Source organism: Paenibacillus sp. FSL M7-1455, assembly GCF_038004655.1.
Classification (GTDB): domain Bacteria; phylum Bacillota; class Bacilli; order Paenibacillales; family Paenibacillaceae; genus Paenibacillus_AQ; species Paenibacillus_AQ cookii.
The window spans coordinates 5,542,075-5,567,532 of the sequence record NZ_JBBORO010000001.1 but is presented as its reverse complement, the minus strand read 5'-3'; the positions used below and the strand labels follow the sequence as shown (position 1 = coordinate 5,567,532).

The window sequence follows — 25,458 nt, the reverse complement described above, 5'->3', positions numbered from 1 at the left end:
GTGAGTAAATTGTGGGGAGGGCGCTTTACGAAGCAAACCAACCATTTGGTGGACGAGTATACCGCTTCGATCGGGTTTGACCAAAAGCTGGCCGAAGAAGACATTCAAGGGAGCCTGGCGCATGTGACGATGCTGGGCAAATGCGGGATTTTGCCGCAGGAAGACGTCGAAACGATCAAAGGCGGCCTGAACAAGGTGCTTGAAAAAATCCGCAAGGGCGAAATCGAGTTTTCGGTGTCGGACGAAGATATCCATATGAACGTGGAAAAAAACCTGATCGCCGAAATCGGCCCGGTTGGGGGCAAGCTGCATACGGGCCGCAGCCGCAACGACCAGGTGGCCACCGATATGCACCTGTACCTGCGCAAACGCGTGGTGGAGCTGTCCGGCATGCTCTATGAGCTGCAAAAATCGCTGATCGGGCAAGCCCGCGACAACCTGGATACGATCGTGCCGGGATATACGCATCTGCAGCGGGCGCAGCCGATCCTGTTCGCCCATCACTTGATGGCATACGTATCGATGTTCCAGCGCGACATTGAGCGCATGATGGACAGCTACAAGCGCATCAACGTGCTGCCGCTCGGCGCCGGGGCGTTGGCCGGAACGACGTTCCCGATCGACCGCCATTTCGTGGCGGAGCAGCTGCAGTTCGACCGCGTCTACGAAAACAGCCTGGACGCCGTCAGCGACCGCGACTTTATTCTGGAGTTTCTGTCCCACGCTTCCATCATCATGATGCATCTGTCCCGCTTGTCGGAGGAGCTTGTGCTGTGGAGCAGCACCGAGTTTAACTTCATCGAGCTGGACGACGCGTTTTGTACCGGCAGCAGCATCATGCCGCAGAAGAAAAATCCCGACGTGCCGGAGCTCGTCCGCGGCAAAACCGGCCGCGTCTACGGCAACCTGATGGGGCTTCTGACGGTGCTGAAGTCGCTGCCGCTTGCCTACAACAAGGATATGCAGGAAGACAAAGAAGGCATGTTCGACACGGTGGCGACGCTCGAAGGCGCCCTGCAGCTGTTCGCGCCGATGATCGCCACGATGAAGGTCAACAAATCGCGGATGCGCGAAGCGGTCAACAAGGATTTCTCCAACGCGACGGACATCGCCGATTTCCTCGTAGGCAAAGGCCTCCCGTTCCGCCAGGCGCATGAAGTGATCGGGAAAACGGTGCTGTACTGCATCCAGAACGGCAAATATTTGCTCGATCTGACGCTGGAAGAATTCAAGCAGTTTTCTCCGCTGTTCGACGATGCGATTTACGAGGTGCTGCAGCCGGAGACGGTCGTGAACGCCCGCAACGTATACGGCGGCACGGCTAAGGAGCAGGTCGCGGATGCCATCAAGCGCAGCGAGGTGCTGCTGCGGATGACGGAGCAGTGGCTGGAAGAACATCAATAAAAGGCATTGGGTAAGGGAAAGCCGTTCTCTCTAATCGTGAGAGCGGCTTTTTTGGCTGTTAAAAAAGGATAAGCTTCACGAAGCGAGCCGCCTTGGATCCTAGGATAAATAACCGTTTACAAATGGATGCGAGTAAGTTATCATCATATCAAATTTAGGAAAAATTGGTGCATATGGTATGAGCGATCTGAATATCAGGCTAAACTATCATAGCTTCCTGGAAGAGATTAAAAACGACTTTGACCCCATTATCAAGAAAATGCGGGAGCAGGACTTCGATGGCTGGAGGGGACAAGCTTGGAAAGGGCCGCTAAAGAAGCTGAAAAACACGTTTAAATCAGCGGGTACCTTGGCCAAAATCAAATGGGCGGGTTTGCCGCTTATCGGGCCTGTTATAGCGGGCGTTGGCGGCTATTTAGCCCATATCCCTCTTTGGGGCATGATCAGTGCAGCGGCGTTCATCATCATGATCACTTACTGGATCCTCGTTTGCAGATTCACGAATGAAATGGCCTCGATTGCCAGCGAACATTTTCATGTGGGCGCCTTTAAAGCCAAAAAACCGAAAGAGTATGCGCTATGGGCCGCCTTTCGTCATAGCGGGGCCACATTTAATGGGCTATATGCCTTCATGACGCCGCTTCTTATCGATGCTTCCAAAACGGATGTAAGCATCGAGCAAATTTTGAACTATGCCAAGGGACAACAGGATTTTTTGCAGGCGAATATCGATACATACAAGGAAGAACGGGCATTTTTGCTGAGCGAAATTGAAAAAAACGAAAAATACGTGTTATATCTTATCGATTTATTGAAGTCGATCAATACGGCGATCTATCGAATCGCAAACGGGGTCATGAATTTTTCGGAGCTTGATTTTATTTCCGCGTATACGATCTACGAAGTAAGGGGAGACAAGCTTTATAAAATCGTCGATAAGGGCACGACCGGCAGCAGCCCTGAGCAATTTGAGATCAACAAGGAAAACGCGCTGCGGTATGCTGTCGTGGATGCGGCGATGTCTTCGGACGGCGACCCTAGATATAATTTGTCTTCTCCAGGCCGAAATGTCGTTTCATATCGGATGAAGATGTTTAATCAAGCCGTATGGATTTGGAATTTTCACTTTGATGACGGCAATGACAGAGCGTTGTCCCTCACACTTTCCCATGATATTATAGATATAAGGGAAGTGTATCGATTGGTTCATGCCTTTTGCTTGATTTTGCAGAAGGAAATGCTTCGGGAGAAGGAGATGACTCAAAGTGGCGACTCCTATGACAAAACCTATCAAAATTGAATTTACGTCCCAAAAGGAGATTACAAAGGCGAATCGCGAGCGTCGACAAGACGTGTTAAAGGCCCTTCAAATCATTCGCAAGGGTCAAAGCGAGGCGGCTGCATCCTTAGCGGCCGAGAAAAACGATAAATAAGATAAATAACTTGATAGAATAGTATAGATTTGATAGATCAAGACCATCCTGATGCTAAAAGAACAAGGATGGTCTTTTTATGATGAAAAACAAAAAGGTAATTCCTTTTCCGGTCAATAAGCCTAAGAAAGTTACTTTTAAAAGCCAAGAGCAGATTACGAACGAAAACAGGATGCGCAGAGAGGCTATATTGAAGGGGTTTTCGAAAAATAATCATCATCGCTAGATGGCATCTGCTCCAAGTATTCCTTCAGCACCACGGCATGGTTAAACTGCCGGTCTTTTGCGGCATACAGCAGCGTGACCGTTCCCGATGCCGCCCAGCCGCGAATCTTTTCCAAAGAAGCATGGGCCGTCTCATCGGATAATTCGGCTTCGTAACGCGCTTTGAATTCTGCGAATCTTTCCGGCCGATGCCCGAACCAGGTGCGCAGGCTTGGGCTTGGCGTAATTTCCTTCATCCAGGCCGCGATTTGCGCTTTTTCCTTCGTTACTCCCCTAGGCCAGATCCGGTCCACCAAAATCCGCTGTCCGTCCGTAGCTTCGGCAGGGTCATAAATCCGTTTGATCTGTATCATGTTCACCATGCTCCCCTTATTGCTTTGCGTTAGCGCTTTAGCGCTGCCCGCGCCTCGGCCTCCGTCGTATGTGTTACTTCATATATATCCCGAAAGCGAAATTTAAGCAAACCCTGCGGGTTTCATTGCGGACGGAAAAAGGCCGATGTCGCTACGATGAAGGGAGGACAGCGGCGAATAGCTTCACGGATCGGTGCAGGGTTATGCTCGGACATCCAGATCGGGAACGCCCCAGCGCACGACCAGTCCCGCGTGGGTCAACCCGCCGCCGAATCCGTATAGAAGGAGCGTGTCGCCGTATTTCAGCTTCTGCTCCCGCACGCCGAGACCGAGCGACAGCGGGATGGATGCCGCGGATGTATTCCCCATATATTCCACGCTGTAGAGCGTTTTTTCGATGAGAATGCCGGTTTTCTCGCAAATGGACTCGATCATTCGAAGGTTGACGCTGTGAGGCACGAACCAGTCGATATCCGCGGTCGTCATGCCGGCATGCGGCAAAAGCTCCGCGATTCCCGAGGAGACCGTTCGCACGGCCCATTTATACACCTCTCGTCCGTTTTGCACGATGTTTCCTTGGCCCGCAAGCGGTTGGCCTTTTAATGTATCGGACATCCCGGCACGGTAGAGGTGGACCCCGCCGCTGCCGTCCGTGCCTTGAAGGGACGCGATGAAGCCGGGACGGGCTTCGTCCGCTTCGACCAGTACCGCGCCCGCGCCGTCCCCGAACAGAATGCATGTCGTCCGATCCGTATAATCCGTCACCTTGGACAGCGTTTCGCCGCCGACGACCAGCACCTTGCGGTGCAGCCCGGCGCTAATAAGCCCGTTTGCCAGATGCAGGCCATAAGCGAACCCTGCGCAAGTCGCGTTCAAGTCGAAGGCCCCGGTGCTTCGGATGTTAAATTGCTCCTGAATCAAACACGCCACGCTGGGGAACGGGTAGTCCGGCGTCGTGGTGGCGACGATGATCAAATCGACATCCTCCACGGTTTTGCCGTAGGTCCGCATTAAGTCATCGACCGCCCGGATGCACAGGCCCGAAGTAAACTCTTGCTCGGCGCTGATCCGGCGCTCCCTCATGCCGGTCCGCTGCACGATCCATTCGTCGTTCGTCTCCACGAGTTTTTCCAAATCCGCATTCGTTAATCTTTTGTCCGGCACATACGTGCCGATGGCCGTAATAGCGGCTTTGGATATTGCGTTACTGATCATGGTTTTTCCTCCTTACGGATAATGGACAAGCCGATAAACCGGGAAAGCGGGTAGAATTAATATCAAGTATTAGGACTTGGTACTAATTATATGCAAAACGAGTTCGAATTCAACCTTTTTATTTCATGGCAAAACAAAAAGACCCTTTTTGAAGGGCCTTTTTTGACAAAGGCAGTCCGATTCGTGACGAGAGCGGCTCGATCAAATGAACGGCGTGCAGAAACCGGTTGAGCATCGCTACGACTTGAGCGCGGGCAGGATCAGCCTGGTAGACGAATGTAAGCATGGGGATGTCGATTTCATGGACGGTAATCTTTCGGACACACGGAGAACTGCTTTTTAAATAGTCTGGAAAAGTGATTGTAGTTGGAAAATCCGACCTCGAGGGCCGCTTCGCCGGCCGTCTTTTTCATATGCCGGATCAGCAGGGCCGCCTGTTGGATTCGCATCCGGTTGCGGTATTCGAGGATGGATAGTCCGGTCTCCTGTTTGAACAGATGGGATAATCGCGAAGGGGATAGCGCAACCGACCGGGCGAGCTCCTCGACGGTGATGTCTTCGGCCATGTTGCGGGTAAGCCAATGCAGTGCCGTCTGCACGCGCGGATCGAGCGGGGAATGCAGGCTTTCGCAGGATAACAGCAGCACTTCCCGAATGGCGTTTTGGCATAAAAATTCCCACATGCCCGCCCGCTCCCTGGAATCATGAAGCAGGTTGCGAAATGCATGGCCGATCCGCACACGGTAATATTCGCTGGAGATGCTTTGATTCCACACCTCAACCTGGGGAAGATAGCCGATCTCGGGCAATCCTTGAAAATGGGACCAGAAAAACCGCCACCGTTGTCCCGGCATCGTTCCGTATTGATGGGGGACGCCGCTCCGCAGAAGCGTCACATCTCCTTCCGCGCATTCTTTTCGGCCTTGGGGCGTCTGAAAATAACCGCCGCCGCTGACGGTATAGAGAAGCAGCCAGTCGGACATGCCGTCGGGGCGTCTCACCATATAAGCGTCGGATTCGTCGTAATATCCACCGAAAATATATCCGGAATCGGCGGTATGATGAGCGAATTTCATATTTTTCCTAACCCTCCTCCGTTGATCGCAAAACAGGAACGGACCGATTCCGGCGGCCATTTGCATGACAGCAGAATCGGATGAGTTTTGAGCAGAAAGCTTACTGTTTTCGTTTGTCTTCGCAAGCTACAATGAACATAGTTCATTTCAATATCCTTGTAAAGGAGCGAACTTATGGGCCCAAGCGGAAAAGGATTGTCGCCGGACCAGATGGCGTTTTTTCAAGCGGAAGGGTATTTGATCGTCAAAGGGTTGTTCGAGCCCGGAGAGCTGGACGACATTCGCAGCACGTTCGAGAGAATCGGCGAAACGACGGTGCAGGGGCATTTTGAGCCCGTGTTCGACCCGGACAACCCGGATCCTCTCAAAAGATATCCGCGCGTCATGCATCCGCATCGATTCAATCCAACGGCCATGAAATACATGCTGCACAAACCGGTGATGGATGTGCTGGAGAATCTGTATGGGGAACCCGCGCTGGCGGCGCAAAGCATGTATTATTACAAACCTCCGGGATCAAGGGGGCAGGCGCTTCACCAGGACAATTTCTATTTGAAGGTGGAACCGGGCAACTGCATTGCCGCATGGACGGCGATTGATGCCGCCGACGAGGAAAACGGCTGTTTGTTGGTCGTTCCGAAAACCAGCGGTTATGAAGTGGTATGCCCCGAACTGGCTGACGAGAAGGAGTCGTTTACCACCCATTACGTCAAACCGCCCAAAGACAAAAAAGCCGTTCCGGCCGTCATGGACGAAGGCGACGTGCTGTTTTTCAACGGGAATCTGATCCACGGGTCGTACCGCAACAAATCCAAGGACCGTTTCCGGCGGGCGTTCATATGCCATTATGCCAATGCATCCGCGGTTCGAATCGGAGCCTTCTACCGCCCGCTGTACGCGGCGGACGGTTCCGAAGTGATGCTGGAGGCGAATCCGGACGGCGGGCCGTGCGGGAACGAGTTCGACGTTTTATACCCGCATTGACGAAGACATTTTGCATACGCAGATAAAGCTGAAGGCTGGCACCGGGTATCCCCCGGCGTCAGCTTTTATTTGGTTTAGCCCCGTTTCGTGCGGGGTCATTTTGCGTCTATTCCGTAAAGCGATGTTTGCCGGAACGCCCTTCCGTGAACTGCGCGCGCCTGAATTTGGCGGGGGATACGCCGAGCTTCTGGGTGAAAATCCGGGTGAAATAGTGGACCGATTGGAAGCCGCACTGGGAGGCGATGTCCTTGATGGACAAATCCCCGTTCAAGAGCATTTGCGCGGCCAACTGAACCCTGCGTTCCTGAATGTAATGGACGAAGGTTTGATTCGTATGCTGCTGAAACAATCTCGTCAGATGCCGGGGCGAAATATGGAGATGGCCCGCTACCCTGGGCAATGTCAGTTCCTCGCTCAGGTTGTCGGCAATGAACAGCTTCGCCTGGCGAAAAAGGCTGTTTTCGTCCCAAGCGGCGTCCGCCTGATGATGCCAAGCTTCTTCCCGGTAGGATCCATGAAGGGCAGGGACCGACAGGAGCAGGGATGTGGAGGCGTGCTGCAGCAAGGCCGGAAAAACAGGTTTTTGATCGTCGAAGATCGATATGAGCGTCTCCCATAAATGGCCCAAAGGTTCGGCATCCGCGCCGTAAATCACGGGCCGGGCCTGTTCCGCAAGGCGATGGTAGTCTTCGGCGCAACTTGGCCCGGTTCGCTCCTCATCCACTTCAAAAGCGACGTAAACCAAGGTTAACCCCGTAAGGCTCCGGATTTGATGCCAGGTCCCCGGCACGGACAAAAAGGAGGTGCCTTTGCCGAGCGGGTATTCCGTGTCGTGTTCGATATAGGAGCCGCTGCCTTCGATGACGTAACAAGCTTCGAAAAACGAATGGCGATGCAGGGCATTGTCGAAATGCGCAGGCATAAACCCCCAATAAAGAATCGAAAGGCTTAAACGATCGGCTTCGATGCGGGTCAGCTGGCGGTTGCATATTTGGTTGGCTTTGCGAAAGCTGGATTCGATGGACATGAGGAAACTCCCCTAAACGGTGTAGTCGGGAAAGGATGCGCATGCGCGTGTCCGTTTTTTGCAAAAGGATGGCCCGTTCATGCAAAGACGCCCGCAAGGTCCTTTTGTACAATGGTACACGAGTTCGTTTTCGTTTGAAATACGGTTATTCCAGCGATCATCCGGGCTCAAAAACAAGCGGCTCGGGATCGCGGGGGTTTCCCGTGGGATGCGGGCTGAATTTCGTTTATAGGCCCGGTTGGAAAGGATGGAGCTTATGTTTGAAAAAAGACCGTTGAATAGGGTCCGGCAAGCCGTGCTTGAACTTGGCATTCTGCAAGGATACGAAGCCGTGCTGGAGCGGGCTTTTTCCCTGGCTCAAGGCCAAAACGGCAACGTCACAACGATCGTGATTGACGGGACGCACGGCGCAGATTTCCAGTCTCTGCTGAAACGTTTGATCCCTTATGCCGAAAAGCAAGGGTTTCGATTCGCCGCTTCGGATACGTACGGTTATTTGAAATCGGGCGCGGAGCTTCGGGAACATTTTCGGCGGAACATAACAAATAACCGCGCTTTCGGATACGTCGCCGAAGGGAATATCGACGAATATTTCAGGGACGGTTCGCAGCGTCGTTTTGAAGAGCATGCAGCGCGACTCGCGGAAACGGCAGCCGAACGGACGGTATTCGTCGTCTTTGGCCCGGGCGCCTTGTGGCTGTGCGGCGGACGCTGCGACGCATCGATGTTTCTCGACGTTTCCCGGGAATATCAGGAGCTTGGCCACAAGCAGGGGTTGTTAAACTTCGGGTTCACGTGGAATGTGGATGCCGTCGAAGCCTATAAAATCGCTTATTTCGTGGAATGGCCGCTGCTGGAGGCTTACCGCAAGGAGCGGCTCGAAGCCTTCGACCTGTATGTCGACATGAACGACCCAAGCCGGCCCGCCCTGCTCGCCACTGGCGATCTGATCGCCGCCATCCGCGATGTCGCGCGTTATCCGCTGCGGGTCAAACCGTTTATGATGCCGGGCGTGTGGGGCGGACAATACATGAAACGGATCGCGGATTTGCCGGAGGATATGGTGAACTGCGCCTGGAACTTCGAGCCGATTGCGCCGGAAAACTCGCTGCTTGTCACGCACGGAGGAGGGGTTGCGGAGATTCCGTTCCTGCTGGTCATGGCGCATGCCCCGATGGAGATCATGGGGGAGCGCAACGTGCGGTTGTTCGGCGATTATTTTCCGGTGCGGTTCGACTACTTGGACACGATGGACGGCGACAACCTCTCCTGCCAGGTTCACCCGAAGCAGCGCTTTGTCCGGGAGAGGTTCAACGAGTTCATGGAGCAGCAGGAATCGTATTACGTCATGGAAAAACAGGGCGATGCCAAAGTTTATCTCGGTTTGACGGAGGGGTGCACGCCCGAGGCTTTTCGCGAAGCGGCGGAACGGTCCCAGGTTACCGGCGAGCCGATCGCCTTCACGGATTACGTGCAGGAATGGGAGAGCGAAAAAGGCGGCCTGTACCTCATTCCGACCGGCACGGTCCACTGCTCCGGAAAGGATAACTTCGTCCTGGAAATTTCCGCGACGACCTGGTGGTTCACGTTCAAGATTTACGATTACGTGCGCAAGGATCTGGACGGCAAGCCGCGGCCGATGAACATCGATTACGCTTTCGACAACATCGATTTCTCCCGCAAAGGGAAATGGGTTCAGGAGAACCTGATCCCAAGCCCAAGGCTGCTGAGGACCCAGGGAAGCAACGAGGAATACGTGCTGGGCGAAAGGGAAGATCTGCTGTTTTACGTCCATCGCATCCATTTGGATGACCGCTGGGAGGATGCGGCCGAAGGCGAGTTCGTCATGCTGAATTTGGTCGAAGGGGAACACGTCGCCGTCGTTTCGCTTGAGGATGGAGCGGTGTACGCCGAGCTCCGTTATGCGGAGTCCTACATCATTCCGGCCGCGTTTGGCGCGTACACGATCGTGAACCGGGGCGGCAGTCCGTGCAAGCTGATTAAAGCAGGCGTTTCGAAGCAATGGAACGTCAGCCTGGTTGATCCGCATGCGTGACGTCGTATTGGCTTTCGACGTGGGAGGCACGTATGTCAAGGCGGGCCTGGTTGGCGTCGATGGAAGCCTGTTAGGGCCTCCGCGGGTTTATCCCGCAAGATCGGGCGAGACGAAGGAGGCGCTGCTGCGGCATTTTACGGATCTCGTCGACATTCAAGGGAAGCAGGTTCCGCCCGAATGCGGCATCCGCGGCGTCGGGCTGGCCTTCCCGGGCCCTTTCGATTATGAACGGGGGATTTGCCTTACCCGCGGCTTGAACAAATTTGAGGCTTTGTACGGCGTAAATCTTCGGGAGGAATTAACGGCAAGAATCGGCGCGATTCCAGGGCTTGCAAGCAGGTGGAGCGGCATCCCGGCGGTTGCCATCGAAAACGACGCGGCTTTGTTCGCGCTGGGCGAATACGCCTTTGGCGCTGGGCGGTCCGGGGAAAAAACGATGTATTTGACGCTTGGTACGGGACTTGGATCCGCTTTCGTTAACCGCGGACGGCTGGTCAAACAGGGCGAAGGGGTTCCGGAGGAAGGCTGGCTGTATCGGCTGCCTTATCGGGACGGGGTGCTGGACGATTACATCTCGCGCAGAGGGATCGTTCGGCTCGCCGAAGAAATGGGAGTGCCGCGAGTGGCGCACGGGGACGAAGACGTGAAATTGTTGGCCGCCAGGTCGCGTGACGGCGAAATGCAGGTTGTGCAATTGTTCCGCCGATTCGGCGAAAGGCTGTCGGAGGCGCTGCTTCCCTGGATCGGCTCTTTTCAGCCGGATGAGATCGTGATCGGCGGGCAAATCGCCAAATCCGCGGACCTGTTCGTCTCCGGCCGGCTGGGAGGCGTTCCGGTTCGAATAGCGGCGGACACGTCGATAAGCGCGCTCAGAGGGGCAAGCCGGCTTTTTGCGGACGTGCAGCGCGAGTGATTTTTCCATGGAACATTGGGTCAATACCGTTTTTATGAAATCTTCATGATGGGAGAGGTACTCATGAATAAACCAAGCCGGAAGTGGCGCATGTTTGTGATCCACCATTCGCATACGGACATCGGTTATACGGAAAGGCAGGAACGGATCGAGCAGTATCATGTGGATTTTATCCGACAGGCCATCCGGATATGCAAAGACATGCGATCCGGAAAACGCGACGAATGGTCAGGTTTCAAATGGACCTGCGAGACGTTTTGGGCGGTGGAGCAGTTTCTGAAGGAGGCGGGCAGCGAAGAACGGCGCGATTTTGCGGAGGCGGTACGGCAGGGCGATATTGAGCTTTCCGGTACCTACCTGAACATGACGGAGCTTGCCGATGAGGATCTGCTGCGGGCCATCCACGCCAAGGCGGCGGAATACGGGCGCTCCATCGGCTGTCCCGTGGACTCGGCGATGACCGCCGACATTAACGGCTACGGCTGGGGGTACGCGCAAAGCCTGCTGGATGCGGGCATTTCGCATCTGTTTTCCTGCATCCACACGCATCACGGCATGTTTGCGCTGGGCCGCAAACAGACCCCGTTCTGGTGGGAAGCGCCGGACGGAAGAAAGCTGCTCGTCTGGAACGGGGAGCATTACATGTTCGGGAACGAGCTGGGCCTTTGTCCGGACGGCGTCGGCAGCTACATGATCCGCGACGAATTCCGGACGCCGGCCATCGTGGACAACCGGGAAGAGATCATGAAAACGCGCATCGAACGGTATTTAAGCAAGCTGGAGGACGAAGGATACCCGTATGATTTTGTGCCGGTCATGGTGTCGGGACTGGCTACCGACAACGGCTCGCCGAACGGGGACATCGCGCGGGCCATTCGCTCCTGGAATGAGCTGCACGGAGACAGGATTACGGTTGAAATGTCCACGTTAAGCCGATTTTTCAGCCATCTGAAGCAGCAGGATGCGGAAATTCCGGTCTATCGCGGCGATTGGCCGGACTGGTGGTCGGACGGCGTAAGCTCCACGCCGATGCACACGCAAATGTTCAGGGATGCCCAGCGAACGCTGCGCAAAGTGAAAAGCTTGGACCCCCGGCAGCAGACTGTAAGCCGCGAGGAGCTATCCGGCATCGAGCAGCAGCTTGTCATGTATGCCGAGCATACGTGGGGATTCCATGCTTCGGTGCATGCGCCGTGGCACTGGAACGTGCAGATGCTTGAGGCGCGCAAGCTGGCTTATGCCGCCAACGCCAGCCGGTTGGCCCATCTGGCCTTGGATAAAGTCCGGCATGCTCTGGGCGGAGCCCTGCTGTATCCCGGACGCCCTTTCCGTTACCGGGTGGCCAATACCGAGCGGCATGCATTAAGGCAGCTGGCGGATTTGGAATGGGACGGCTTCGAAAACGAACGTTTTAAGGACGGGCTGGAAGTGGTCGACGAAAGCACGGGGCAGGCGGTATTGCACCAAATCGGCGTTCAGTGCGCCTCGGTCGAGGTAGACCTGGGGCCGGGGGAACAGAAACAATTCACGGTTCGTCCCGCCAAAACATCGAAGACGGTCACGACGAGCAACGTGAAGCTGGTCGGCGCCGACACGGTATACGACATCGAGGATATGTACCCGTCAGGCGAAGCGAAGGATGCATGCGTATTTTCGCAGCATGGGGCCGAATCCCCTCACGTAAACATTCGCTGGAACGAAGAAGGGATCGTGTCCTGGGTCATCAAGGAAACCGGAGAGGATTTGATCCGCGCGGACCGGAAACATGGGGCGTTTACGCCTGCTTACGAAGTGACCCCTGCGGAAGGGCCTGCGAATTCGGGAAGCATGTATGCCGTGCGCAGCGCGATGGGCCGTAACCGCAAGGGGCTGAACGTGCAGCGCTTTGTCGGGCGGCTTGCGAAGGCCAAGGCCGTCTCGAACGGCCCGTTGTACGGAGTCGTGGAGCTGCAGTTCGAAACGCGCGGCATGAGCTGTTATTCCGTATTTCTGAAGCTTTATGCTGGATCAAGCCGGGTCGACGTCTCCGTCCGTTTCCATAAAGAAAGCGTATGGGAACCGGAAAACGTATATATTTCGCTGCCGTTCACTTCCGGATTGCCGGATGCCGAGGCGCTATGGCTGGATAAAGCGGGCGCGCCCGTCCGTCCCGGGATCGACCAGCTGCCGGGGACGCTGCTGGACTACTACTGCATTCAGGAGGGGCTGGCTTTTGCGGGAGAAAACCGAGCTCTCATGATCGCCACGCCGGATACGCCGCTTGTGCAGTTAGGTTCGCTGGACCACGGAAAACGGCTGCTCCACACCCAGCAAACCGAAGAGACGGAACGGCACCTCTACGTATGGGCCATGAGCAACTATTGGGAAACCAACTTCAAAGCAACCCTGGGCGGATTTTACGAATTCCGCTATTTCATCGATTGGAGAAAGGACGTTGGCACAGCGGAAGAGGCGATCGGCCGTTGCCGGGCGATGAGCTCCGGCGCTGCCGTGTGGCGCGTGCGGGCGGACTCATAAAATCGTTGCAACAAAGTATATTGTAAGAGCAGAATCCGGCATTCTGCTCTTTTTTATTTCCGGGGATCCCGTTCGTATCAGAAATCGTCTGTTCGTAACCGTCTCTGCTGTCTTCAAGTGTATATTGCCGCAATCCCGCAAATCATAAAAATGTTTTAAACCCATTTACAACGTAACAATGTTATGTTACATTATGATGCAAGGAGGCGGTGTCATGAACGAAGAGGATCTGATTTCGAAAAAGGAACTGCTGGAGCTGACGGGGATCTCCTACGGGCAACTGTACCGCTGGAAGCGCAAAAACCTGATTCCCGAGGAGTGGTTTGTCCGTAAGTCGGCCTTTACGGGGCAGGAAACCTTCTTTCCCAAGGATAAAATACTGCAGCGGATCGAACGCATAAAAAATATGAAAGACGGATTGTCGCTGGATGAGCTGGCGGATGTGTTTTCCCCGAGCTCGAACATCCAGTCGATGTCCTCAGCCCAACTTATAGAACGTAACATTGTTACAAGTATTTCGCTGGCATTATTTGAAGAAGTGGCCGGAAGGCAGGAAACGTTATCTTTTGACGATATCCTGACGGTATATGTGCTGCAGAAGCTGTTGCAAGGCGGAGACATGACGCGGGATGAAGGCAGAATGCTGATTGCGGTCATGCGCGAGCACTACGGGGCGTTTGCGTCCAAACCGTGCGAATTAGCCTTGGTCCGGAAAATGGGAGTTCCGCTGCTGTTTTTGGCGGAGTCGGCGGAGCAAATTTATTTTGACAAGGACGCGAAATGGATTTTCCGGCTGCCTTTGGCGGCATCCATCGAGGAATTGAAGCTGAAGCTAAATGAAACGGAGGCGTAAGAATGGAAAGAACAGAAATGAGCATTTCCGGCATCGGCAGGTCTCAAGGCGGCTTGTATTCTCATGTCAGGCTGGACGGCATGGTGAAAATCAACGGGGACACCGACTGCCTTTCCTTCGACAGCAACGGCACGTTGACGTTGGAGGGGGCGCTGCAAAGCGAGGCCGTCACGGTGAACGGCACGGCGACGGTCGAAGGCCGGGTAAACGCAAACCGCATGATGTTGGATGGGCTCGTCACTTTTAAGGATCAGGCGGTCTGCCATGAATCGCTTACGGCCAATGGACGCTTGTCCATCGCCGGCGGGCTGATCGGCGAGAAGGTTGAAATTTTCGGCAGCTTGAAAACAAGGGGCGGCGTGCAGTGCGAATGGTTTCACGTTCACGGCGGATTCAACATCGGCGGTTTGCTGAATGCCGGAATGATCGACGTCAAACTGAGCATGCCCAGCAAGGTCAATGAGATCGGCGGGGATGCGATATCGGTCAAACGGTTCAAAAAGGTCAGCGTCCTCGAGCAGGTCGTTCCGGCATTTTCCGCCCGGCTTCAGGCAGAAGTCATCGAAGGCGACGAGATCGACCTGGAATATACGGAGGCGAATATTGTGCGGGGGAATGTCGTGCGCATCGGCAAAGGCTGCAAAATCGGCCGCGTGGAGTATAAGGACCGGCTGATTCGGGAAGACGATGCCACGATTGAAAAGGCGCAGCAGATTTAATGCAAGGACATTTAAAAGGAGGAACGGAGACATGAATATAAACGGAAATCCGAACGGCACCCGCGGCGATTTGAAAATGACGGGCAACGGCCAATCCGGCGGAGGGGCTTTCCGCAACGTTAAAATCATGGGCGACGCGATCATCCATGCCGACACGGAATGCGAAATGTTCAAATGCCTGGGCAATTCCGAGGTGAAAGGGGTGCTTCAGGCGGGGAGCGTATCCTGCACCGGCACGCTGAAAGTAGCCGGCAGCGCAAGCGGCGGGAGCTTCCGGACGCAAGGGGAGCTGCGGATCGGCGGGGACCTGTCGGCTCAAAGCGTCTCCATTTCCGGCGTCATGTCGGTCGACGGACGGGTGTCGGCGGAAAAAGCGAAAATCACGGGAGAGCTCCGGGCGAACGCGGATTGCCAGATGGAAGAACTGGTTGTCCGGGGAATGGTCGACGTGAACGGCATGCTGAATGCCGAGCAGGCGGATTTCAAGCTGCACGGGCACAGCCGGCTGCGGGAGCTGGTCGGAAGCCGAATTACCGTCAAAAAAGGAAGCGGCATGTCTCTTTTCGGGAAATTGTTCATGGGGCCGGACGGCATGCTTACGGCGGAAACGATCGAAGGAGATACGGTCGAGCTGGAAAATACCAAAGCTGCCGTGGTCCGGGGACGCAGCGTCACCATCGGCGCCGGATGCAGCATCGGCCTTGTGGAATACAAGGATGAATTGAAGCAGGATCCCGAAGCCGTCGTTTCGCAGTCGGCCAAAGCCGAATGGTGAGGAAAGGGGCGATAGGCTTTTATGGCGGTTAAAAAGAACAGGCTGGGATGGATCGTTGCGGGGCTGTTGCTCGGCATCCTGATCGCGGCCATCGATAATACGATCGTGGCGACTGCCATGGGAACGATGATCGGGGAGCTGGGCGGGCTCGACCAATTCGTTTGGGTGACATCGGCGTACATGGTGGCCGAAATGGCGGGCATGCCGATTTTCGGGAAGCTGTCGGATATGTACGGCAGGAAGAAATTTTTTGTCTTCGGCATCGTCGTTTTCCTGATCGGCTCCATGCTGTGCGGCACGGCGCATACGATTACGGAGCTCAGCATCTATCGGGCCATTCAGGGGATTGGCGGCGGCGCGCTCATCCCGATTACGTTTACGATCATTTTTGACATTTTTCCGCCGGAGAAGCGGGGCAAAATGTCAGGGATGTTCGGCGCGGTCTTCGGCATCGCGAATTTGTTCGGTCCTTTGATGGGAGCGTATATTACGGATTATTGGCATTGGCGTTGGATTTTCTATATCAATATCCCGCTGGGGCTGCTCGCGTTTCTGCTCGTCGTGTTCTTTTACAAGGAATCGCATGAGCATTCGCGGCAAAAAATCGACGTCTGGGGAGCGGCAACGCTTGTGGGCGCTGTCGTCAGCCTCATGTTCGCGCTCGAGCTCGGCGGCAACACATATGCATGGGATTCCTTCGTCATTTTAGGTTTGTTTGCGGCGTTTGCCGTGCTGTTCATCGCGTTCCTGCTGATTGAGCGCAAGGCGGCGGAACCGATCATCTCGTACGGCATGTTCCGGAAAAGGCTGTTTGCGGCAAGCAGCGCGGCCGCATTGTTTTACGGGGCGGCTTTTATTACGGCGGCGGTGTACATTCCTATTTTCGTCCAAGGCGTCATGGGTGGAAGTGCGACTAACTCCGGATTGATACTGCTTCCGCTTACACTGAGCTCGGTTGTCGCTTCGCAAGTCGGCGGCATGCTTTCCGCCAAAATGACGTTCCGCAGAATCATGGTTTTTTCGGCCGTCGTGTTTTTGCTCGGCATGTATTTGCTTGCCACGATTACGCCGGAAACGTCCCGGACGGTGCTTTCGCTTTATATGATGATTACCGGCTTTGGCATCGGGTTTTCGTTTTCCGTGCTCAGCATGTCGGCCATCCAAGGGATGGATGTGCGGCAGCGGGGGTCGGCCAACTCGACGATTTCGTTTCTGCGTTCGCTCGGGATGACGATCGGAATTACCGTGTTCGGCATCATTCAGCGCAACGATTTCAATAATCAACTGGCGGAAAGGCTTGGGGGTTCGGGGGAAAACATGCCGGCAAACGCCGACCCGCAGCAGCTCTTATCGCCTGAGATGAGAGCGCTGATTCCGAAGCCCGTCATGGAAAAAATCAGCGCGGCGCTTTCGCTTTCCGTCGAACATGCGTTTCTGTGGGCTCTCCTTCCGGTGTTTTTCGCCTTGCTTTCGGTGTCGATGATGGGCGCGGGGCGGATGCAGTTCGCCCAAGAGCCTTCCCCCGCGCAATCCCGAACGAAGGCTTAATGGGATGATCGAACAGAGCCGTTGCACTCCGGATGCCATTTTGCTGTCGACAAGGGTCCATGATTGGGTAATACTTGAATTAAATACGGTCAACATGAGGAGGCTGGTCGCTCATGAAAGTGATTATTACCCAGGAAGAAGCGGTGGAAAAAGGAATTTGGCCCGAGGTCATGAACATGTTCGGCGTGGACGACGAAGACGAGGTATGGCCGGCCGAGGAATTTATTTTGACCGAAGAGCAGGCGCGCAAGCTCAAACTGATTCCTTGACTTGTGCCATAAACGGCCTTCGATGCAAGGAGCGAGGAAGGGAGAAGGTGAAACGCATCGCGACGATATATGCCGTAAATCTTAACGATTGGCGGGAAGGCGCCGGCGCGGATATGCAGCGGCTGCTCGCTTTTTTGCCTGATGAAGCAAGGTCCCGGGCCGCGAGGCACAGATCGGAGCGGGATGCGGAGCGCGTGATCGTTTCCGATGCCTTGAAGCGGGTGACGGCTTGTCTCGAAAAGGGGCTCCGGCTCCGGAACGTGGAGTTTGCCAGGGATGGTTACGGCAAACCGTTCCTGGCAGGCGTTCCCGACTATTATTTTAACGTGTCCCATGCCAAGGATTGGGTCGTATGCGCCGTGGGCGCCGGGGGACCGATCGGCATCGATGTCGAGCATATCGGCCGGGCGGAGGAGGAAGCAGCCGAGTTGTGTTTTACGCCACGGGAGCTGACTGAATGGAGAAGGCAGCCCGCCGAACGTCGGGATGCCTTTTTTTTCGAGTTGTGGACGCTTAAAGAAAGTTATTCCAAAGCCGTCGGCAAAGGCCTTTCGATCGGCTTGTCCAAGCTGGAGACGGTCAGGCATCCTTCCGGGATTCGCATCGTGCATCAAGGCAGGATCGATCCGGAGCTGCATCTTCAAGTCGTCCCGTTTGACCCCGCCTACAAGTTATCCGTTTGCATGCCGCTGGAGGAGCAAGCGGTCGTTGTCCGGCGCTTTTCTCCGGGGGGGCTGCTGGCTGCGTTACAGTCATGTTCTGAAGCCGGGGATTCAGGGCGAGGGGGGGCTTTTCCAATGATAACCTATGGCAATTCCCATAATTTCGGGATATAGACACTTTTATTGCCTCTTATTGGAAGGATCTAACCTGTACTTTGACTATAAACATGATATATTAAAAGTGTATTTTTCAGATATTTCATTTTCATTTTCTGCAATACCTGAAATATCGCACTTTGAAAACTCAAGCCAAAGGTAAACCTGCCGAAAGGCAGGGGCACAAAGCTAAAGGGGCTTCAGGCGCAAGATCCTCGATCTTTTCGCTATGCCAGCCAGCTGCCGAAAGACGTTTTCGCGATCAAAGGAACTCTACTCTCGGCAAGTAGAGTTTTTTTGTTTTTTAATTTTTTTATATATGAATCCTATGATCTAGCAAAGGAAAGATGAACATGTCGGTGTTAACAACAGGAAAGTCCAACTTGGATGAATGGAATCGGTATGTGAAGCAATTGGAAGAACGGACGATACTGCGCATTCATTCCGGAAAGGCGCCCATTCCAATGCAAAGGGTTATGTATCGCTGGCCGAAGGAAACGGGGCGTCAAATTCGGCAGGCATGCGAGACCGCGCGTATTGAACCAAGCGTGCTGCTGAGTGCGGCATGGGGCATGCTGCTGATCCGGTATTTGCGCCGGGAGGAGGTTGCGTTCGCCGTCGTCGCATCCGCCGAGCAAGCCTATCCGCTCATAACGAAGGCGGACGGGGCAACGGCGCTGCAAAGCCATGTGCTTCAGGTTGCCGCAGCCATGACGGAGCATGCGGCCAAGTCGGCGGCTTTCGATGAAATCGCCGGTATTTGCGCCGGCCTGGACGAAGGATCCCCGGTATGCAACACCGCCATCTGGACGGGAAGCGGCATAGGCCCGGACGAGCTGCAGGGCAAATTTGAACTGGCGGTCTCGCTGCACCTACACGAAGCGGGCGGCTTCGAGGTTTGGCATGCGGACGGCATGTTCCCCGGCGATTTTATTCGCCGCATGTGCCGGCATTTGCAGCATATCATGGCCGCATGGGCGGCAGGTTCAAACATGACGATCGGCGGCTTGAAGCTGCTGACGGAAGAAGAGGAGGCCCAGCTTGCGGGCTGGAACCAAACGGCTGCGCATGCCGAATTGGACCGGACCATCCACGGCTTGTTTGAGGAGCAGGCGCACAAGGCTCCGGATAACGTCGCGGTGGTCTACCAAGGCGAATCGTTGACGTACGGCGAGCTGAACGAAAAAGCGGACAGATTGGCCCGCGAATTGGTACGGAGGGGAGCCGGCCGCGAGCAAATCGTCGGCATCATCGCGACGCCGTCCCTTGAGATGATCGTCGGGACGCTGGCGATCCTGAAAACGGGCGCGGCCTACTTGCCGATCGATCCGGCGTATCCCGCCGACCGCATCACGTATATGCTCGAAGACAGCGGAACGGAGCTGCTTGTCACCGAGCCGAAGGTCAGACTGGACGGAAAAGTCCGCTTCAAAGGCCGGATGGTTTGCGCGGCGGAGTTTTCTGCCGATATTCGCGGCGAATCGGAGGCTGCCGATGCAAAGATGCGGAATGTGCGCGAATCTGCGGAACCGGGCGACATGGCTTACGTCATCTACACTTCCGGTTCGACGGGAAGGCCGAAAGGCGTGATGGTCGAGCACCGATCGCTTGTCAATCTGTGCGCCTGGCACATCCGGGAATTCGGAGTGACCGAGAAGGACCGGGCCACCAAATACGCCGGCTTCGGCTTTGACGCTTCCGTGTGGGAGATGTTTCCGTATCTGGTGTCGGGGGCGGCGATTCACGTCATTCCCGAAGAAATCCGCCTGGATTCGACGCAGCTGCATGCGTACTTTAAGCAGCACGGCATTACGATCAGCTTTTTGCCGACCCAGTTCTGCGAGCATTTCATGACGATGGACCATCCGACGCTGCGCGTTCTTTTGACGGGCGGGGACAAGCTGAAATCGTTCAGCAGGCAGAACTATGATCTGTACAATTGCTACGGCCCGACGGAAAACACCGTAGTCACGACCGCCTATAAGGTCACGGAGTTGACGCCGAACATTCCGATCGGTTATCCGGTCGATAACTCGAGGGTCTACATTTTGGACGCATACGGGCATCCGCAGCCTGTCGGCATTGCCGGCGAATTGTGCATTGCCGGAAGCGGGCTGGCGCGCGGTTATTTGAACCAGCCGGAGCTGACCGGGCAGAAGTTTGTGCCGGGAGGAATAACCGGAGAAGAACGGCTGTACCGGACGGGGGACTTGGCAAGATGGACGGAAGACGGCGTCATCGAATTCCTCGGGCGGATCGACCACCAGGTCAAAATCCGCGGCTTCCGGATCGAAACCGGCGAAATCGAACACCGGCTGCTGCAGCACCCGCAGGTGTCCGAAGCCGTCGTCGTCGATCTCGAGGACGCATCCGGCGCCAAATATTTGTGCGCATACGTTGTGGCGGACGGGGAATTGGCCTACGGCGAAATGAAGGCTTTTTTGGCGGAGCAATTGCCGGATTACATGGTTCCTTCCAAGTTGGTAGGGCTTCAAGAGCTTCCGCTAACGGCCAACGGCAAGGTCGACAGACGTGCGCTTCCCGCCCCCGCGGCTTCGCTCGACGAGGGACGTTACGAAGCCCCGGCCGGCGAATGGGAAGAAAAAGTGGCGGCTATATGGAGTGAAGTGCTGGGCTTGGGCCGCGTGGACGCCTGCGAGTCGTTTTTTACGGCGGGCGGGGATTCGCTGAAGGCCGTCCTGCTGCAGGCCAAGCTTGAGCGGCGTTTCGGCGCATCCGTACCGGTCACGCTGCTGTTCGAACGGCCGACGGTTCGGGAGCAAGCGGAATGGATCGAACAAGCGGCTTCGGAATCGTCTTGCCGCAACGAGCAAGCGGCTGCAACCGAAACCGCCGGGACAGGCCCGGACGTCATTGCGAAAGGCCCGGCAAGGACAAGTTATCCGCTTGCTTCGGCACAAAAAAGGCTTTATTTCATCGAACAGATGGAGCAGGTCGGAACGGCCTATAATGCGCCGTTTGCTTTCCGGATCGAAGGGGAAGTGGATCAGCCGCGGCTGGAACAGGCATTCCGTACGATGATCGCCAGACATGATGCTTTCCGCACGTCCTATCAATGGGAGAACGAAGAAATCGTGCAGCGGCTGCATGACCAGGTTCCGTTCGAGCTTGGGCAGAAGGAAACCAGCGAACCAAACCTGAGCGCCCTGATCCATTCCCTGATCACGCCGTTTGATCTCGCCAAGGCGCCGCTGCTGCGTGCTTGGCTCATCCGCTGCGGGGATGCGGATCTCCAGGTGCTGTTGGTCGATTTCCATCATATTGCGGTCGACGGCATCTCGGCCAACGTCTTTTTCGATGAGCTGTCCCGATTGTATCGCGGGGAAACGCTCGGTGAGCTGCCGATCGGTTTTGCCGATTTTGCCGTCTGGGAAGCGGACTCGGCTGAAAGAAGGGCTAACGGGGGCCATAAAGCTTATTGGGAAAAAACATTGTCCGGCGAGCTTCCGATCCTGCAGCTTCCGGCCGATCGGGAACGCCCGGCCAAGCAGAGCTTTGCGGGGGATACGGTAACGATCAGGCTTCCCGAAGAGACGGCCGACCGGCTTAAAAAGTTCGCGCTCGATTCGGGCGTCACGCCGTTTATGGTGCTGTTTGCGGGTTATCACGCGCTGCTGTCCCGCTACACGAACCAGGAGGACATCATTACGGGCGTCCCGGTTGCCGGACGGTTGCGCGAAGAGCTTCACGCCGTGATCGGCATGTTCGTCAACACGCTGCCTGTCCGCTGCTATCCCGAAAAGCGCAAATCCTTCATGCAGCTGCTGCAGGAAGTGAAGACGGCGCTGCTCGGCGCTTTCGAACATCAGGATTACGAGCTGGAGGAACTGGTTCGTTCATTGAACATTCCGCGCGATCCAAGCCGCAACCTGCTGTTCGACACGCTGTTCGTCATGCAGAACACGGGCAAACTCGAGCTTCGGCTGGAAGGTGCGGAAACGTCCCTTTATCCTTATGTCCATCCGATCTCGAAATACGACCTGATGGTCGATTTGACGGAGGAAGAAACCGGCATTCGGATCGACCTCCAGTACTGCACGGATTTGTTCGAACGGCAAAGCATCGAGGCGTTCGGCGCCCGTTTCCTGCAGCTGTTGGCCGATGCGCTGGTCCATCCGGGCAAAATGCTGTGCGAACTCGAAATTTTGGACGAAGAGGAGCATGAGTTCCTCGTAAAAGGATTAAACGCGACCGATTCGGCTTACCGGGATCAAATGACGATTCACGGCTTGTTCGAGGAGCAGGCGCGGCGTACGCCGGAGAAAACAGCGCTTGTCTTCGGCCCGCGCAGCATGTCCTACCGCGAATTGAACGAACGCGCCAACCGGCTCGCCTGGACGCTGCGCGACAAAGGCGTCGTGCCGGATCAGGTCGTCGGGCTGATGGTCGACCGCTCGTTCGAGATGATCGTCGGCTTGCTTGCCATCCTGAAGGCGGGCGGAGCCTACGTGCCGATCGATCCCGAATATCCGCAGGACCGCGTCGTCTACATGCTGGAGAACAGCCATACCCGGCTGCTGCTGACGCAGTCGCATCTGGCCGGACAAGTCTCCTTTGGGGGCGAAACGCTGCTGATCGACGGCGAGGACGCTTACGGCGACCGCACGGAAGATTTGCCGCACGTGAACGGACCGTCCGACCTGCTGTACGTCATCTATACGTCGGGGACCACCGGAAAACCGAAGGGCGTCATGATCGAGCACCGGAACATCGTCAACCTGCTTCATTTTGAATACGAGGCTACGAACGTCGATTACGGCGGCAATGTGCTTCAATTCACCACGATCAGCTTCGACGTCTGCTCGCAGGAAATCTGGTCGACGCTGCTGGCGGGCGGCACGCTGCATTTGATCACGAACGATCTGCGGATGAGCGTCGGCGACCTGCTGGAACATATCGAAACCAAGGGCATCGAAATCCTGTTTATGCCGGTATCGTTCCTGAAGTTCATTTTGAACGAAAAAGAATACGCGGACCGTTTCCCGTCTTCCGTAAAACATGTCATCACGGCGGGCGAACAGCTCATCGTGCCGGAAAAATTCCGCGCCCATCTGAAAAAGCACGGCGTCTATTTGCATAACCATTACGGACCGTCGGAAACGCATGTCGTCACGACGCATACGATCGACCCGAACGGGGCGATTCCGGAGCTGCCTCCGATCGGCAAGCCGATTGCCAATACGCAGATTTACATCGTGAACGAAAACCTGCAGCCGCAGCCGGTCGGCGTGGCCGGGGAGCTGTACATTGCCGGGCACAACGTCGGACGCGGTTATTACAACAACGAGGACATGACCCGGGAGCGCTACGTGCCAAACCCGTTCATCCAAGGCGAACGCATGTACAAAACGGGCGACTTGGCAAGATGGACCCGGGAAGGCACCATCGAGTTTTTGGGCCGGCTTGACCACCAGGTCAAAATCCGCGGTTTCCGGATCGAGCTCGGCGAAATCGAAAATTGCCTGCTGAACCATCCGGCGGTGTCGGAAACGATCGTCGTGGCCAAAGAGGACGGCAAAGGCGGCCACTATTTATGCGCTTATTTCACGGCGACGGCCGACATGTCCGTCAGCGAGCTGCGGGAGCATATCGGCAAGGCCTTGCCGGATTACATGATTCCTTCTTATTTCACGCAGCTGCCGGAAATGCCGCTGACGCCGAACGGGAAAATCGACCGCAAGGCTCTGCCGGAGCCCGACGCGTCCCAGGGGCGAAGCAGGGATTACGTAGGTCCGAGAACGGAAACGGAGCAGGCCGTGGCCGAGGTGTGGCAGGCTGTGCTTCAAGTGGACAACGTCGGGATCCATGACAATTTCTTCGAGCTTGGCGGCCACTCGTTGAAAGCGACGGTCGTCGTCGCCCGGCTGCAGAAGCAGTTCGAGATCGGCATGAACGATATTTTCGAGCATCAGACGATTGCGGAGCTGGCAAGCAAGATCAAACCGAAAACAAACCATCTCCACTCCAGGCTCGAGCAGGTGAAAGAACTGTACGCCGGCTTAAAAAATATCGACCTTTCAGCCGATAAAACAATGTATAACGAGCGTAACCGAAATTACGAGCAGCTGGATACGGCAGCCGTGAACGGATACGGAAACGTGCTTCTGACGGGGGCCACGGGGTATCTTGGAGCCCATTTGCTATGGGAAGCGATGACCGAAAAAGATTGGAACGTCATCGCCATCGTCCGGGCAGGGTCGGACGCCGAAGCCGAGGAGCGGCTGAGGCAAAAATGCGCCTATTACTTCGGACCGGATTGGTTCGGGCTATATCGGGAACGCATCCATGCCTATGCCGGCGACATTACCCGGGACCGGTTTGGACTCGATGTTCAGGCGTATGAGAAACTCCTGCAGCAAACGGACGCGATTATCCATTCGGCGGCCAACGTCAAACATTACGGAAGTTATGCCGATTTCGAGCTGCAGAACGTGAAGGCGACGGCCAACCTGCTTGCCTTTGCCGCCGAAGGCCGGCCGAAGCATATGCACCACATCTCCACGCTCGGCGTTGCGACAGGCGTCGTCGAGGGGGAACCGCATGTGTGCTTTACGGAATACGACCTGGAAAAAGGGCAGCGGTTCGAGAATTATTACGCCAGGACGAAATATGAGGCGGAACGCCTCGTATTGGCCGCACGGGAGCGCGGGATCGTCACGAACATCTACCGGCTCGGCAACATCGTGTTCCACTCCGAAACGGGAAGGTTCCAGCAAAACATCGCGGACAACGCGTTTTATACGACGATGAAGTCGTTTTTCGAGCTCGGCATCGCGCCGGGAGAGCACAGCGACTTCGATTTTACCTATGTCGATCAGGCAAGCAAGGCGATTTTGCTGCTGGCCGATTCCCGGGCGCTTCGGAACGAATCGTTCCATATCGCCAATCCGCACGAAGCGAATATCGGCGCCGTTTTGCAAGAAAATCCGTTCGGCCAAACGATCGATCTGCTATCATTCGACAAATTTGTCGATTATCTTGGGAAGCAATACGACGATGAACAATCGAAGCGCGTCATCGAACAAATCATGCTGCATTACGGCTGGATGGAAGAAACGGTGTCTACGACATTTTTTACGATTTTCTCCGGCAAGACGACGCAGATATTGTCGAAATTTGGCTTTTCGTGGAGTTCGCTGGACCGCGAAATGATCCATAAGATGTTTAACCATTGCAGAAAAGAAGGATTTATCTAATTCGGCATAATTCTACATAATTCGGTAAATTCTTCTTTACAAATCTATGATTTTTG

At 55.4% G+C, this 25,458-nt stretch carries 17 protein-coding genes and 1 riboswitch; of the genes, 13 read left to right on the top strand and 4 right to left on the bottom strand.

The features are described from left to right. Nucleotides 1–1,404 carry an argininosuccinate lyase gene (argH, locus tag NYE48_RS25500; protein ID WP_341000346.1) on the top strand — a complete coding sequence of 468 codons (1,404 nt, stop codon included), beginning with the start codon at nucleotides 1–3 and terminating at the stop codon, nucleotides 1,402–1,404. A 178-nt stretch (nucleotides 1,405–1,582) separates the two neighbouring features. Beyond that, nucleotides 1,583–2,704 carry a hypothetical protein gene (locus tag NYE48_RS25495; protein ID WP_341000345.1) on the top strand — a complete coding sequence of 374 codons (1,122 nt, stop codon included), beginning with the start codon at nucleotides 1,583–1,585 and terminating at the stop codon, nucleotides 2,702–2,704. Nucleotides 2,705–3,022: 318 nt separating this feature from the next. On the opposite strand, the gene NYE48_RS25490 is transcribed toward NYE48_RS25495, so the two are convergent. The 3 genes from NYE48_RS25490 to NYE48_RS25480 form a co-directional block, all read right to left on the bottom strand. Continuing rightward, entirely contained in the window at nucleotides 3,023–3,415 is a 393-nt protein-coding gene (locus tag NYE48_RS25490; RefSeq protein WP_341000344.1) for a DUF488 domain-containing protein, read from the bottom strand. 201 nt (nucleotides 3,416–3,616) lie between these two features. Further along, entirely contained in the window at nucleotides 3,617–4,615 is a 999-nt protein-coding gene (locus tag NYE48_RS25485) for a ketoacyl-ACP synthase III (RefSeq protein ID WP_341000729.1), read from the bottom strand. A 314-nt stretch (nucleotides 4,616–4,929) separates the two neighbouring features. Further along, nucleotides 4,930–5,706 (bottom strand): helix-turn-helix domain-containing protein, encoded by a 777-nt coding sequence (locus NYE48_RS25480; RefSeq protein WP_341000343.1) that lies wholly within the window; start codon nucleotides 5,704–5,706, stop codon nucleotides 4,930–4,932. A 174-nt stretch (nucleotides 5,707–5,880) separates the two neighbouring features. On the opposite strand from NYE48_RS25480, the gene NYE48_RS25475 reads away from it, so the two are divergent. Next, complete coding sequence (locus NYE48_RS25475) at nucleotides 5,881–6,690, top strand: phytanoyl-CoA dioxygenase family protein (protein ID WP_341000342.1); 810 nt, start codon at nucleotides 5,881–5,883, stop codon at nucleotides 6,688–6,690. Nucleotides 6,691–6,796: 106 nt separating this feature from the next. Here the strand turns inward: NYE48_RS25475 and NYE48_RS25470 are convergent, their stop codons facing one another. Next, nucleotides 6,797–7,717 carry an AraC family transcriptional regulator gene (locus tag NYE48_RS25470; RefSeq protein WP_212949882.1) on the bottom strand — a complete coding sequence of 307 codons (921 nt, stop codon included), beginning with the start codon at nucleotides 7,715–7,717 and terminating at the stop codon, nucleotides 6,797–6,799. Between the two features lie 256 nt (nucleotides 7,718–7,973). On the opposite strand from NYE48_RS25470, the gene NYE48_RS25465 reads away from it, so the two are divergent. The 10 genes from NYE48_RS25465 (at nucleotide 7,974) to NYE48_RS25420 (ending at nucleotide 25,402) form a co-directional block, all read left to right on the top strand. Then, on the top strand, nucleotides 7,974–9,773 hold the full coding sequence (locus tag NYE48_RS25465; RefSeq protein WP_341000341.1) for a class I mannose-6-phosphate isomerase: 1,800 nt from the start codon (nucleotides 7,974–7,976) through the stop codon (nucleotides 9,771–9,773). Further along, nucleotides 9,766–10,686 (top strand): ROK family protein, encoded by a 921-nt coding sequence (locus NYE48_RS25460; protein WP_341000340.1) that lies wholly within the window; start codon nucleotides 9,766–9,768, stop codon nucleotides 10,684–10,686. The genes NYE48_RS25465 and NYE48_RS25460 overlap by 8 nt, the downstream gene beginning before the upstream one ends. Before the next feature lie 63 nt (nucleotides 10,687–10,749). Then, nucleotides 10,750–13,203: a glycoside hydrolase family 38 N-terminal domain-containing protein gene (locus tag NYE48_RS25455; protein WP_341000339.1), complete on the top strand. Its 2,454-nt coding sequence runs from the start codon at nucleotides 10,750–10,752 to the stop codon at nucleotides 13,201–13,203. A 214-nt stretch (nucleotides 13,204–13,417) separates the two neighbouring features. Beyond that, nucleotides 13,418–14,056 carry a YhbD family protein gene (locus NYE48_RS25450; protein ID WP_036710478.1) on the top strand — a complete coding sequence of 213 codons (639 nt, stop codon included), beginning with the start codon at nucleotides 13,418–13,420 and terminating at the stop codon, nucleotides 14,054–14,056. Nucleotides 14,057–14,058: 2 nt separating this feature from the next. Continuing rightward, on the top strand, nucleotides 14,059–14,775 hold the full coding sequence (locus tag NYE48_RS25445) for a hypothetical protein (protein ID WP_212949891.1): 717 nt from the start codon (nucleotides 14,059–14,061) through the stop codon (nucleotides 14,773–14,775). 31 nt (nucleotides 14,776–14,806) lie between these two features. Then, entirely contained in the window at nucleotides 14,807–15,550 is a 744-nt protein-coding gene (locus NYE48_RS25440) for a cytoplasmic protein (protein WP_341000338.1), read from the top strand. A gap of 21 nt (nucleotides 15,551–15,571) precedes the next feature. After that, complete coding sequence (locus NYE48_RS25435) at nucleotides 15,572–17,098, top strand: MDR family MFS transporter (RefSeq protein ID WP_212949894.1); 1,527 nt, start codon at nucleotides 15,572–15,574, stop codon at nucleotides 17,096–17,098. A gap of 113 nt (nucleotides 17,099–17,211) precedes the next feature. Then, the gene (locus NYE48_RS25430; RefSeq protein ID WP_197069973.1) at nucleotides 17,212–17,367 is read left to right on the top strand and encodes a hypothetical protein; all 156 of its coding nucleotides are present in this window, start codon (nucleotides 17,212–17,214) and stop codon (nucleotides 17,365–17,367) included. A 47-nt stretch (nucleotides 17,368–17,414) separates the two neighbouring features. Next, nucleotides 17,415–18,203, top strand: a complete 789-nt coding sequence (locus tag NYE48_RS25425) for a 4'-phosphopantetheinyl transferase family protein (protein WP_341000337.1) — start codon at nucleotides 17,415–17,417, stop codon at nucleotides 18,201–18,203. Nucleotides 18,204–18,333: 130 nt separating this feature from the next. Then, nucleotides 18,334–18,433: riboswitch (cyclic di-GMP riboswitch) on the top strand. Nucleotides 18,434–18,649: 216 nt separating this feature from the next. After that, the gene (locus tag NYE48_RS25420; RefSeq protein WP_341000336.1) at nucleotides 18,650–25,402 is read left to right on the top strand and encodes an amino acid adenylation domain-containing protein; all 6,753 of its coding nucleotides are present in this window, start codon (nucleotides 18,650–18,652) and stop codon (nucleotides 25,400–25,402) included. The last annotated feature ends 56 nt before the right edge of the window (nucleotides 25,403–25,458 follow it).